Here is a 12186-nt window from a genome sequence, read left to right as displayed (position 1 = left end):
ATCGCGGAATTTAGAGTCAGCTGCCCCCGGGCACTTGCTTGAGGTATCGGTCGCAATTTAAAGAGTCAGTGACATGAACGTGAGGGGTCCGAAAACTGTGTCGCGAAATCAAACGTCGGCATTTGGTGGTCGGCACGGGTTTTGGGACAATGGACGCATGATCATCGGCTACGCACGCGTCTCGACGGCGGACCAGCGGCTCGACCTCCAGGTGGATGCGCTCACTAAGGCCGGCTGCGACCGGATCTTCACGGACCACGCGAGCGGCGGCCGCGGTGATCGGGTCGGGATGACGGACGCGCTCTCGCATCTTCGCGCCGGCGACACGCTTATGGTCTGGAAACTGGATCGGCTGGGACGCTCGGTGCGTCAGCTTGTGGAATTCACCGCGCAGCTGGAAAAGCGTGGCATTCAGTTCGCAAGCCTGACGGACGGTATCGACACAGGCTCGTCGGCGGGACGGTTCTTCTTCCATGTCATGGCGGCAATGGCCGAGATGGAGCGGGACTTAGTTCGTGAGAGGACCGTCGCGGGCCTAGCCGCCGCCAAGGCGCGGGGACGATTGGGTGGTCGCCCGGCCAAGTTGACCTTGCAGCAGCTCGGCCATGCCAAGCGGTTGCTGGCGGACCCTGAAACGACGGGGGCGGAGGTTGCAAACACGCTGGGCGTCGCGCGATCGACGCTCTACCGATCGCTCGGCAAGGCACCGACCGATCTGCGAAAACGCTACAGGCGTCCGGCTAAGGATGGAGTGAGCCCAGTTCGAGGCGCGGCGAGCGGATAGGCCGGCGGCCGCCCAAAAAGACGGAAATAGTTAGTCGCGGATTTTGGAGCCAGTTTTCGCGAGTTTGGAGACAATCGCAGGGTTTGAGGCCAATTTTGAGATTGATCCCGGAGGCGTCAAAAACGGCCTTCTGGGCATGCAGATTTTGAAAGGGGATTATGAAAGCCGCTATCCCTTTTGCGCCATAAGTCGCTGAATCCTTTCATAAACGGCCGATTGCGTTTCAGGTATCCAGAATAGGAATATATTCCAGAAAATTCAACGAGGGTGGCGTTGGCAATTGCGGTTCAGTTTAGGAAAATATTCCTACAAATTTGTCGCGATAATTGGAGTCAGTGACACCATCGACAAATCCGGAAGGCCAATCAGGCCGTCGTCATCGAGAACAAGCGCCTTGGCCCTCATAGGCGTCGTCGAAATTGCCACGCACTCAGCACCGCGCGCTAGGAATCGGCCGTTTACAACCACAGCCCCTGAGATAGGAATATATTCCTCACTCGTTTGCGATAAGCGACGGCTGCAAATCCGAATGGCCGCTCAGGCGATCCAAAGATCGGCGTCGTCATATTCGCTCCACGCCGGCCGGCTCGAACCTAAAAGACCTCCGAGCGCCCCTCCCCGGCCATCCGGACAAGAACCAAGCGCCATCGACAAGCCTTCGCCGGACGCCGCGCCTTCAGCGCCCGTTAACCATGATCGAAGACAAACGGAGATCATCCTCCCGGAGTTTGACGCGCATGTCCGCTGACCTCGCCACTGCGCCTCAACGCCACGGCCTCGCGGACGGCAGGGCTCGCCTGTTCGGAGGAGATCCCGACGGCGCCGCCCAGGCCTTCCGCGCCATCGCCCGCGCCGAACCGGCCAACTACGAAGCCCGCTACTGGCTCTACAGCGCCCTTGTCGCCGCCAATGATTGGGACGCCGCCACGCCGGCGCTCGAGGAGGCGCGCCTTCTGCATTCGGTGGCCGCCCTGCGCGCCCTCGATGTCGACATGGCCCGCTTCCAGACCGACAAGACTTACTGCGCCGAGATAGGCCTGCGGGCTTACGGCATGAAGCTGATGGGGCCCGCCAGCCTGGCCCTTGGCCGCAGCCTCGACTTCGACAAGCTGGATCCCCAGATCATGGTCAGCTACGGCCTGTCGTTGCAGCATCAGGGCCGTCTGCATGAGGCCGTGGAAGTCCTCGGCGCCGCGGCTGGCATCTTCGCCAATCCCATCATTCACGAATTCCTGCTGACCCCGGTGTTCATCGCCGGGTTCGGCCCGGAGCGCATGGCCGAGGAATCCCGCAAGTGGGGCGATCTCTACGCCCCGCCCCTGGCGCCGCACACGGTGACCTTCACGAACGCGCGCGACACCGACCGCCCTCTTCGCATCGGCTATATCGGCCCGACCTTCACGCGCAACCAGGTGACCCAGTTCCTTTTGCCGGTCATCGAGGCGCACGATCCCGAGGCGGTCGACGTCCACCTGTACTGCGCCGATCCCGACGCCGAAGGACAGCTTCCCGCCACCTGCAAGCTGCGCAAGATCGGCGACCTTCCAAGCGAGCGGATCGCGGCGATGGTCCGTGACGACAAGATCGACATCCTGATCGATATCTGGGGTCACACCGCCGGTAGCTGCCTGCCGGTCTTCTCCTTGCGTCCCGCGCCCGTTCAGGTGGCCTGGATCAACTTCCTGCAGAGCACCGGCCTGGCCTGCATGGACTACGTGTTCCACTGCGACGGAATGGCCGTTCCGGGGACGGAGGCGCTCTTCACCGAGGAAATCTGGAGCCTCGGCGAACTGATGAGCCCCAGTCGTCCGGCGGCCAACCGCCCGGATCCGGCCCCGACCCCGGCCCTAAAGAACGGCTATGTCACCTTCGGATCGTTCAATAACCCGGCCAAGCTGAACGAGATAACGGTCGCGGCCTGGGCGCAAATCCTGCGCGGACGCCCCGACGCCAAGCTGGTCCTCAAATACAGCTACTTCTCCGATCCGGTGCTGCAGCGGGTGACACAGGCGCGCTTCGCGGCCTATGGCGCGAACCCCGAGCAGTTGGAGTTCCGGGGCGAGAGCAAGGGTCTCGACTACCTGCTTCAGTTCCGGGACATCGACCTGGCCCTCGACCCCTCGCCGGCCATCGGCGGAGCCACGACCCATGATGCGCTGGGCAACGGCGTGCCGGTCCTGTCGAACAGGGGTGACAACTACTATGCGCGCAGCGGCGCCTGCACGGTGCTGCCCCTTGGCATTCCCGAACTGGTGGCCGACGATTGGGATCAGTATGTGGAACGCGCGCTCGATCTGACCGCCGATTTCGAGGCGCTCGACCGCCTGCGCTCGCGGATACGCCCGGCGTTCGAGACCTCGTCCTATCGCGACGAGGCCGGCTTCACGCGCATCGTGGAGGACGCCTTCCGCCAGATGTTCGCCCGTTGGACGGCTTCGACCTAGCGCCCTTTCCGATCAGGTTTTCCGGCCGCTCAGGTCTTTCGGGACGTGAAGAAGCCTTCCCGCGCCAGCATCTTCACCCCGTTCCAGTACCCGTGCTCGATGTGGCGATGCCTGCCGCCCTGCCGAAAGGCCTCATGCACCCCACGCAGGTTGTAGTGCGGGATGGCGGGGAAATGATGGTGCTCCAGGTGGTAGTGCATGTCCGCGTAGAAGAACCCGATGATCGGGTCCAGGACCACGGTGCGGGTTGAGCTCGCATAGTCGCCATCGGCCTCGTCCGCCGACAGGTTGAAGTGCTGCAGCGCCGCCAGGGTCCGATTGGGGAAGGTCACGCAAAAGGGCGCGAGCGAAATCGCCAAGGCCAGGAACGGCGAGCCGAACAGCAGACAGGTCAGGATCACCAGCGCCTGCCCCGCCAGAACCGCGCGCGCGCCGGTCTTCAGCTGAGTGAACGCTTCGCTGCCGGGCGCGAACACCTTGCCGGCCTCGCCCCCCGGGGCCATGCCAGCCGCGTTCAACACGAGAATCCGGAGCCGCCGCCAGAGAGCGCCGACGTCGATGGTCAACAGCGCCAGGGTCCCAAGGACCGTCAGCCGTCCGTGCGGGTTGGCCTCCAGGTCGCCGTCCCGAAGCGTCCCGCGATGGTGCGCCGGATGGGTGACCTCGAAGTAGCCGTAGTTGTTCCAGGTCAGGATCGAGAAAAGCCGGAACAGCACGAGGTTCAGCCACCGCGCGGAGAAGACCGAGCGGTGGAAAAGCTCATGGCCGACGCCAGCCCAGCCGAGGAACGACCAGGCCATGAAATGGGGGATCAGCAGCAGGACGGCGACGACGAGATGGCCCGTCGAAAACAGGAGATTGGCGCAGGCCAGGAGCGTGACGTGGAAGGCCGCCCTGGCCAGCAGAAGCATGGTCGCCAGCCCGTCCCGCCGGGCAAGCAGCTTGCGATAGGCCTCCCGATCAAGAAGCTTTCGCGCGCCGATCTCGCTGTCGCCGTCGGCCATAGGGGCTAGGCGCCGATCTTCAGGAAATCGCGGCCAGCCTGCCCGACCAGCAGGATCGCCAACATCGTGTGCTGGATGCAGACGATGGCCTCGTGCTTCGCCAGCCCGTTCACGAAGGTCGTCACGTCGCTGTGGATGTTCGAATTGAAGTCGTGAAAGACAATGACCCCGCTGTCGCCGACCATCTTGCGGGCGTTGGCGGTGTCGATCGTCACGATTTCGGTGTCATGGCCGCCGTCGACGAACACCAGGTCGACGGAGCCTTCCAGGCCATGGTCCGCCGGATCGAACTTGCGGCTGTCCTGTTGGAGCAAGGACAGCCTGGACCGATCGGCGGCCGACAGGGCGGTCGTGTAGTGAGGGCCGCGCGCGCCCTGGGCGCCTCTCAGATATTCGTCGTTGATGTCGCCGTCGCTCCGCAGGTCCGCCTCGGCGAAGGCCGCCAGCGGCTTGTCGCTCACGTGGCTGTCGCCGAGATCGAGCGAATAGACGGCGCAGTCGTCGGCTGAATTTTCGACGAGCAGAGACGTGGAATAACCTAGGAAGGTCCCGAACTCGAAGATCTTGCGCGGCTTGACGAGCTTGACCAGCGACACGAGCGCCGAGGCTTCGAGCAGGGTGACGCTGCCGATGCCGCTCGAGGGCACGTTGATCTTCATCGAAACGGGCGCGGGATCGCTGGCTTCGATCTTCATGAAGACGACCTTGGGCTTGATCTGGACCAGCCCAGGCGCGTGGGACTCGAAGCGCTCGAGCAACTCAGCGGGGCTCTCGATGAGGCTGGGGGTCGACGCCGAGGGCTCGAGATTCATGGTGACTCCGATCGAAGATTGGCCTGGGCGGAGCTACGCCGTCAGACGAAGAACATCACGGTTTCCGACCAGCCCTGGGTGTAGTGTCGCAGATACACCTTGTAGTCTGGGTGGATGGAGCGGGCGTATCGCCACACGGTGCGGAAGTCACTGGCGCGGTGATAGACGGCGATGGCCAGTTTGGGACGATCGTCGCGGATATGCCGCTCGCATCCAGCCAGAGCGGTCAGCTCCCATCCCTCGAGATCCATCTTGATCAGGCTCACGGGCTCGGCGATGGCCAGGTCCAGAGTGGTCATCTGAACCTCCTCCCCCACGCCCGAGGTGACGGCGGAGGCCGATCCGGATTCGACGTCGAAGGTCACGCTGCCGACTTGGTCGGAAAGTCCTTCCGGATGGAAGATGATGTCGCGATAGGCCGCGAGCCTGACCTTCGCCGCGCGCATATTGTGTTGCGACGGCTCGAACAGATGCACTTTGCGGTAGTCAGGATACCGGCGACAGAACTCCTCGGTCGTGTCGCCGTCGAAGCCGCCCGCGTCCACGAAGACTTCGGAGCGCAGATCGAGGAACGGCTCGAAGTACTGGTCCTTCACACGGACAGCATAGTCCTGCATGAACTGGACGTTCGCTGTCAGGCGGTAGCGGACGAGGTCCAGCAGGGTTCGCCGGGACGGCTCGTCCTCCAGGCTCGCGAAGATGTCGCCCCATTCCGCCTCGAACACTTCCCAATCGCGGCGCTGGTCCTGGACGAACTGCGGCCGGTCGATCGCGCCCGCCGCCGCGTGAATGAGCTCATGGATCGAGACGATCGACTCGATCCCGGCGGCCCTGATCCTTTGCTCGACGGCGACGGGGCTGATCGAGGTCGAGCAGTTGACCACGACGGCTTCGGCGGGAAGCTGGGCGGTGGAGGTGGTCGCAAGCCCGCGCCAGGTCGAGCCCGGCTCGGCGAAATCGTCCACGAGACCGTCCAGCCTGATTTTGCCGATCAGGTCCGAAGCCTGTTCGTTGCGCCCGATGACGAAGCACGGACGCTTGGACGCGCCCGACAGCAGTTCCTCGGCCAACGCCTGGTTGGCGGCCGGCGCGTCGATCGCGGCGTTCACCGCGACTCTGAAATCTTGGCTGGTCATCGCTCCTCCTACCCTAGCTGAGAACCGAGTAGAGTTCGCCGCGCAAGGTGGCGCTCATCAGCGCGTCGAGCGCCGCGCCGGGCTCGGTCCGGGCGAAGAGGATCCCGATACGGGCGAACGGAGACACCGCGACCCGGTCACCGGCGAGCGACTGCGGGAAGAACTTTTCGATATGGATGGGCCGGTGGAACTGGAGCGATCCGAACGTCTGCGCTTCCCGCAGGGTAATGGTGTGCCGCAGGATCGCGCTCTGACGTCGATCGCTGTCCTTGAAAGGCTTGCCGAGGAACGGTCGGACGTAGTTTTCCGCGTAGTCGAAGCCGGTCGAAAGCGAAATCAGCAGGCTGTAGAGGTCGCCGGGGCAACGTCGGGTGATCTCGATGAGCCAGAACCGGTCGCCGTCGGAAATGAACTGGGTGTGGATCAGGCCCGAGGTCAGCTTTAGGTCGCGGGCGATCTGTTCGATCGACGCCCTGACCTTGCCGAGCATCGTCGGGTCGAAGTCGGGGACCAGGCAGCTGGTGTCGACAGCGAACGGATTGATGGACCCGTGCTCCTCCACGATGAAGTCGGCGACCACGCCGTCCTCGCCGAGGAAGGCGGTGTGGCTGTAGAGCTGACCTTCGACGAACTCTTCGATGAGGCAGGCGCCGGTCGCGGAGAATGATTTCGCCAAGGCCAGCGCGGTGTCGATCTCGTCCGTCGTCGGCGCGTTCAGGGCCGTGACGCCACGGCCGCTATAGGAGTCCACGGGCTTGACGATGATCGACCGGCCGGCGACCGCGTCCGCCTCGGCGATCTGGCGCGGGGCGGGAATGTCGTGCAGCGCGGCGTAGCGACGGAACGCCTGCTTGTTGCCCAGGGTGTGGACGACCTCCACCGGGTCGATGCCCGGAAACGGTCGCCGCGCGCTGATGGCGGCGCAGGTGTCGTAGGAAAGGTCGTTGCACCCAGGGATCAGGTATTTCACCTCCATCCGCTCGACGAGCGCCAAGGTCGCCTCGACGTCGGAATAGTCGAGATTGACGTAGTTCGGGCTCACCTTGGCGAGGAAGTCGCCTGGATTTCGCCCGGCGACATGGACCTCGAAGCCCGCGTCGACCAGGTATCGGTGGATGGGCGCCGAGGACACGTTGGTGTCGAGGAGAAGAACCCTATCCATCGTCGAACTGGCCTTTTGAGCGTGACATTTCCACGTCGCTAGCTCTCGAACTCGATCAGGGATTTCGTCTCCGCCGAACGGCGGATGGCCTCGACCACCCTCACGTTCTGCGCGCCGTCGAAGGCGGTCACGACGGGGTCCGCGACGCCCAGGATCACATCCAGAAAATTGTCCAGCTGACGCTCCAGCGGGTTCTCGCGAACCACCGGGATCACCTCCTCGACGAACGGCACGTGCCAGGAGGGGCTCGGGTGTGTCTTGAGCCGCATGGTGGGAAAGTCGAGCGATCCGAGCGTTCCGGTGATGCTGTAGCAATCCTCGTCGGGATAGGTCGGATAGACTGGATTTTCCCGCGAGGTCTGTTCCCAGCTCCGAGGCGAGGCGCCGGTGTCCGACAGGACGAACGTCCCAAGCGCGCCGTTCCGGAACTGAAGGTTGATCACGACGGTGTCTTCCACGGGGAACTGTCGGAGCCTGTTGGAGACGATCGCCTGGACCGCGGAGATCTCGCCGCACAGCGTCCTCATGATCCCGACTTCGTGGATCAGGTTGATCAGGATCGGGCCGCCGCCGGGCTCGCGGCGCCAGGGGCCGGCGTCGAAATATTCCGGCGGCTTGTAGAAGATCGCGCTGCCCTGGATGGCCACCAGGCGTCCCAGCCGGCCTTCCTCGATGATCGCCTTGGCCGTCGCCATCAGGGGGCTGTGGGCCCGATGATGTCCGACGATCACCTTGGCCTTTCGGCGCGCGACCAGATCGACCAGACGCACGGCGTCCTCGTAGTCCGAGGTGACCGGCTTCTCGATCAGCACCGGGATGTCCCGTTCGGCGCACAGGCAGGCCTGATCGTAGTGAAACATGTTGGGCGAGGCGATGATCACGCCCGAGGGCGCCAGCGCCGTCAGGCAGGCTTCCAGGTCATGGAACAGGGGCACGTTCAGCCGCTCGCCCACGTCGTTGAAGACTTCCCGTTCGGGCGTGACGATGCCGGCCAGCTCGCAGCGCGGGTTCGCCAGGATCAGTTCGATATGCTTCAGGCCCATCAGGCCGGGGCCGACCACGACCAGTCTCTGCTTCGTCATCGGAAAGCCCCTGCCCTCTAGTCGACAGAGGCCGCGAGCGCCGCGGCGACGCGGCTGATCTGCTCGTGGTCGAGATCGATCGAGAACGGCAGGCCGATGACGGCTTGGCCCAGACGGTCGGTCTGGGTCAGGTCGCCTCGCGGGCAGTCCGCGAAGGCCGGATTGGTCTGGCAGCCGAGTCCCCACCAGCGACGGGTCTCCACGCCCTGCTCGCTCAGTCCGCGCTCGACGGTCGCGGCCATCCCGTCCGGCAGTTGAACGCTGCAGACGCTGGTCGCCCAGCTCAATCCCCAGCCGGGTTGGAAGGCCACCTGGGGCAGATGGGTCGTCGCCGCGCGCAGACCTTGGGCGGCGCGCAGCCAGCGCAAACGATTGTGGGGCCAGGCGTCCAGGGCCGCCAGCCCAATCGCGGCGGCATATTCGCTGAGCTTGGCGTTGGTGGCGGGCATTTGGGAGTCCCGCGATCCGCGAAAGCCAAAGGTGGTGAGCTGCCTCACGCGCTGGGCCAGGCGATGATCCTCGGTCGCCAGGAAACCGCCTTCGCCGATACCGAGCACCTTGGTGGCGTGCAGGCTCACGACCGTGGGCAAGGCGGCCGAGTGGACGGCGTCGAACGCCGCGGCGGCGTCGACGACGACCTGCACGCCGGTCTGCTCGCGAAGCTCCAGCCAAGGCGCCAGGTCGGGCGTCAAGCCGAAGGGCGCGACGAGAATGACGGCGGAGACCGGCGCGGGCGCGTGGGCCAGGGCCTCGCGGACGGTGTGCGGTTGCAGCGTCCAGGTGTCGGGATCGACGTCCAGAAAATAGGGGATCAGGCCGGCGGAGATGACCGCATGCGCCGTGGCCACGAAGGTGTAGGCCGGCACGGCGCAAAGGCTGCCCGGCGCAAGCTGCAGGGCTTGCAGACACAAGGCCAGACCTTGCGTTCCATTGGCGCAGGTCACGACCTGGGTGTCCGGTTCGAACCGGGCCGTCAGCCTGGCTTCGAACTCGGTGAGCAAGGGTCCGAAGTTGGAATACCAGCGGGCGGCGTCGATTCGACGCAGGTAAGGCAGTAGGGCTTCGGCCTGGGGAAGCTCGGGACGTGCGATCACCAGCGGCTCGATCGGCTTGACGGCCGGAGCGCTGGATCGGGCGAAACCGCGACTGAACATGAGGATTCTGCTCTTCGCTACTTAGAGCTTGGCACCCTATAGGGGCGAAACACACTATATGGTTAACGCGACCTTCCGCTCGTCCGCTGACCGAGGATTTTGGGGTCGTCGCCGCCCGTGATCTCAGGCTAGTGTTTCCCGTATCGCGCCGTGTCTGGCGCCAGGATTGATCCGCGCGGCTGGAGCGACATGTCTGTGACCTTGGTGTTTCCGGTTTCGACACCGGCCGGCCGCGCATACCTCAAGCAGGCGTTGGAGCGGGGCGAACGGGTCATCGGCGCTTCCATCGATACAAGCGATCCCACCGACGGCGCCGCGCCCTGGGTGAGACTGCCGCTGGTGCACGATCCGGAATTCCTCGCGGCTTTCCTGGACCTCGTGCGGACCCATGAGGTCACCCAGATCCATGCCGCCGCGCACATGGTCCATGCGGCGCTCGGCGACATGCTGCGCGAGCATGGCCTGACCCAGCTGCGGATCATCAACCGCTCGGCGCTGGAGGAGGAATTCGCGCGCTGGGACGACATCTTCGCGCGCGCCGAACATTGGCGAGGCCTGATCGCCGCGCTGGCGCCCACCCGGACGCCGCCGGAGCCGGCGTTCCTGGCCGGCGTCATCCGCCTCGCCTTCGACCTGTTCGGTGAATCCTACGACGACAAGCTGGCCGCCCTGCTGGCCTGCCTGCTCGATGCGCCGGAGGGCGACATCGTCGAGATCGGTTCGCTGTTCGGGCGCTCGGCCAGCGTGCTGCTGTCTGGACGCGCGCTGGGCCAGGCGGAGCGGCCCTTGTTCGTCTTCGATCCCTGGAGTTCGGAGGTCGGCGCGCAGAAGGACCTGCCGCAGATCATGCAGGACTATACGCGCGCGGCCGGCCTGGAACGCGTCGCCTTGGCGTTCGAGGCGACGTTCGCGGCTCTCGCGCCGCAGGGCGCGATGACCGCCTATCGCACGCCTTCCGTCTCGGGCCACGCGATCTACAGGGGCGACGCCGACGGCGAGGCCGTACGCCTCTTCAAGACGCGGCCGGCGCTGAAGCCTTCCGGCCGCATCGCCCTGCTGCACATCGACGGCAATCACGACGCGCCCTGCGCGGCTGAGGACGTCTCGCTCTGGTCGCCGCTGGTTCCACCAGGCGGATGGGTGGCGATCGACGATTATTGCTGGCGCTATGGCGATGGGCCCAAGCTCGCGGGCGACGCCTTGCTGGAGCGTTGGGGCAACGGCGTCGCCCGCGCATTCGTAGCGGGCGATTGCCTCTTCATTCAGCGCGCCTGAAGCGCGGCACGACCCATCCGAGGAGGGCGTGGCGGGGGTTCATGCGGCGCGGGCCCGGGTTTTGTCCAGCCTGGCCATGGCGTAGAAGATCATCAGGCTGGTGACGACCAGGACGGCGGCCAGGGCCAGCATGGGGGCCAGGTTGGAGCCGGTGGCGTCGCGGACCAGGGGCACCAGGTTCTGGGCGATGAAGCCGCCCAGGTTGCCGATGGCGTTGATCGCGGCGATGCCGGCCGCGGCCCGGGGACCGCTGAGGAAGCTGGGCGGCAGGCTCCAGAACACCGGCTGGGCCGCGAAGATGGCCGGGGCGGCGATGCACAGCATCGCGAACTTCAGCGCCGCGCCGGGCACGATCACGCTCAGCGTCAGGGCCAGCGCGCCCAGCAGGCACGGTCCGGCGATATGCCAGGCGCTGGCCCCATGGCGCGCGGCGTGACGCGGCACCAGCCACAGGGCCACGGCCACGCACAGCCACGGAATGACGTTGATCAGGCCGTTGACGCTGTTGGACACGCCGAACGACTTGACGATGGTCGGCAGCCAGTAGCTCAGGCCGTAAGCGCCCAGCGGCATGCCGATATAGAGGCTGGCCAGCAGCAGCACGCGCGGATCGAAGATCGCCTTCCAGGCCCCCCGATGGTCGTCGGGCTCCCCTCCCCGTTCGGCGCTCAGCACCTTGGCCAGCCAGGCCTTCTGGGCGTCGGGCAGCCACTTGGCCTGGACCGGACCGTCGGGCAGCTTCCACAGCACGTAAGGCGCCAGCAGCACGGCCGGCACGCCGGTGACCAGGAACACCCACTGCCAGCCGGCCAGGCCCAGGGTTCCGTCCAGGTCCAGCAGCAGGCCGCCCACGACCGCCCCGACCGCGTTGGCCACGGCGCTGGCGATCATGAACAAGCCCACCATCCGCGCCCGGTGGGCTTGCGGGTACCACAGGGTCAGCACGTAGAGCACGCCGGGGAAGAACCCCGCCTCGGTCACCCCCAGGGCAAAGCGCAGGACGTAGAACATCGTGGCGTTCTGGGTGAACCCCAGGGCCAGGGTCACCAGGCCCCAGGTGAACATGATCCGCGCGAACCACACCCGCGCCCCGACCCGGGCCAGGATCAGGTTGGACGGGGCCTCGAACAGGAAGTAGCCGATGAAGAACAGCGACGCGCCCAGCCCATAGGCCGCCTCGCTCAAGCCCAGGGCCTGGACCATGTCCAGCTTGGCGTAGGACACGTTCTGCCGGTCGATATAGGCGATCAGGTACATCAGGCAGAACAGCGGCATCAGCCGGGCGGTGACCTTGGCCACCGTGGCCTTTTCCATCCCGGCGTCCATTCCAGCG

The 12186-nt window shown here is 65.4% G+C and carries 10 protein-coding genes; 3 read left to right on the top strand and 7 right to left on the bottom strand.

The genetic code is table 11. The annotated features are described in order from the left end of the window. Positions 1–157 precede the first annotated feature (157 nt). Both G3M62_RS11705 and G3M62_RS11700 read left to right on the top strand, forming a co-directional pair. A complete protein-coding gene (locus G3M62_RS11705) occupies positions 158–784 on the top strand; it encodes a recombinase family protein (RefSeq protein ID WP_165187192.1) in 627 nt (208 codons plus the stop codon). Between the two features lie 737 nt (positions 785–1521). Continuing rightward, positions 1522–3228 carry an O-linked N-acetylglucosamine transferase, SPINDLY family protein gene (locus tag G3M62_RS11700; protein ID WP_165187190.1) on the top strand — a complete coding sequence of 569 codons (1707 nt, stop codon included), beginning with the start codon at positions 1522–1524 and terminating at the stop codon, positions 3226–3228. A 29-nt stretch (positions 3229–3257) separates the two neighbouring features. On the opposite strand, the gene G3M62_RS11695 is transcribed toward G3M62_RS11700, so the two are convergent. Genes G3M62_RS11695 through G3M62_RS11670 form a run of 6 tightly spaced genes read right to left on the bottom strand, consistent with a single transcriptional unit; the run spans position 3258 to position 9578 of the window. Continuing rightward, entirely contained in the window at positions 3258–4232 is a 975-nt protein-coding gene (locus G3M62_RS11695) for a fatty acid desaturase (RefSeq protein ID WP_165187188.1), read from the bottom strand. 5 nt (positions 4233–4237) lie between these two features. Further along, positions 4238–5044 carry a class I SAM-dependent methyltransferase gene (locus G3M62_RS11690; RefSeq protein WP_165187187.1) on the bottom strand — a complete coding sequence of 269 codons (807 nt, stop codon included), beginning with the start codon at positions 5042–5044 and terminating at the stop codon, positions 4238–4240. A gap of 41 nt (positions 5045–5085) precedes the next feature. Next, positions 5086–6180 (bottom strand): FkbM family methyltransferase, encoded by a 1095-nt coding sequence (locus G3M62_RS11685; protein ID WP_165187185.1) that lies wholly within the window; start codon positions 6178–6180, stop codon positions 5086–5088. A gap of 13 nt (positions 6181–6193) precedes the next feature. Continuing rightward, entirely contained in the window at positions 6194–7342 is a 1149-nt protein-coding gene (locus tag G3M62_RS11680; protein WP_165187183.1) for an ATP-grasp domain-containing protein, read from the bottom strand. A gap of 38 nt (positions 7343–7380) precedes the next feature. Next, a complete protein-coding gene (locus tag G3M62_RS11675) occupies positions 7381–8424 on the bottom strand; it encodes a Gfo/Idh/MocA family protein (protein WP_165187181.1) in 1044 nt (347 codons plus the stop codon). A 17-nt stretch (positions 8425–8441) separates the two neighbouring features. Next, positions 8442–9578, bottom strand: a complete 1137-nt coding sequence (locus G3M62_RS11670; protein ID WP_165187179.1) for an aminotransferase class I/II-fold pyridoxal phosphate-dependent enzyme — start codon at positions 9576–9578, stop codon at positions 8442–8444. A gap of 189 nt (positions 9579–9767) precedes the next feature. On the opposite strand from G3M62_RS11670, the gene G3M62_RS11665 reads away from it, so the two are divergent. Next, the gene (locus G3M62_RS11665; RefSeq protein WP_165187178.1) at positions 9768–10853 is read left to right on the top strand and encodes a class I SAM-dependent methyltransferase; all 1086 of its coding nucleotides are present in this window, start codon (positions 9768–9770) and stop codon (positions 10851–10853) included. Between the two features lie 39 nt (positions 10854–10892). Here G3M62_RS11665 and G3M62_RS11660 read toward each other — a convergent pair whose 3' ends face one another. Then, the gene (locus G3M62_RS11660; protein ID WP_425483856.1) at positions 10893–12179 is read right to left on the bottom strand and encodes an MFS transporter; all 1287 of its coding nucleotides are present in this window, start codon (positions 12177–12179) and stop codon (positions 10893–10895) included. Positions 12180–12186: the final 7 nt, after the last annotated feature.

It is taken from the genome of Caulobacter soli, assembly GCF_011045195.1.
Lineage (GTDB): Bacteria > Pseudomonadota > Alphaproteobacteria > Caulobacterales > Caulobacteraceae > Caulobacter > Caulobacter soli.
Note: the sequence above shows the minus strand (reverse complement) of the source record. Positions and strands in the feature narration are given on the sequence as shown.

Excerpts from the sequence above, each read along its gene's own strand:
- G3M62_RS11705 (WP_165187192.1), top strand. The coding sequence starts at position 158 with ATGATCATCGGCTACGCACGCGTCTCGACGGCGGACCAGCGGCTCGAC.
- G3M62_RS11700 (WP_165187190.1), top strand. The coding sequence starts at position 1,522 with ATGTCCGCTGACCTCGCCACTGCGCCTCAACGCCACGGCCTCGCGGAC.
- G3M62_RS11695 (WP_165187188.1), bottom strand. The coding sequence starts at position 4,232 with ATGGCCGACGGCGACAGCGAGATCGGCGCGCGAAAGCTTCTTGATCGG.
- G3M62_RS11690 (WP_165187187.1), bottom strand. The coding sequence starts at position 5,044 with ATGAATCTCGAGCCCTCGGCGTCGACCCCCAGCCTCATCGAGAGCCCC.
- G3M62_RS11685 (WP_165187185.1), bottom strand. The coding sequence starts at position 6,180 with ATGACCAGCCAAGATTTCAGAGTCGCGGTGAACGCCGCGATCGACGCG.
- G3M62_RS11680 (WP_165187183.1), bottom strand. The coding sequence starts at position 7,342 with ATGGATAGGGTTCTTCTCCTCGACACCAACGTGTCCTCGGCGCCCATC.
- G3M62_RS11675 (WP_165187181.1), bottom strand. The coding sequence starts at position 8,424 with ATGACGAAGCAGAGACTGGTCGTGGTCGGCCCCGGCCTGATGGGCCTG.
- G3M62_RS11670 (WP_165187179.1), bottom strand. The coding sequence starts at position 9,578 with ATGTTCAGTCGCGGTTTCGCCCGATCCAGCGCTCCGGCCGTCAAGCCG.
- G3M62_RS11665 (WP_165187178.1), top strand. The coding sequence starts at position 9,768 with ATGTCTGTGACCTTGGTGTTTCCGGTTTCGACACCGGCCGGCCGCGCA.
- G3M62_RS11660 (WP_425483856.1), bottom strand. The coding sequence starts at position 12,179 with ATGGACGCCGGGATGGAAAAGGCCACGGTGGCCAAGGTCACCGCCCGG.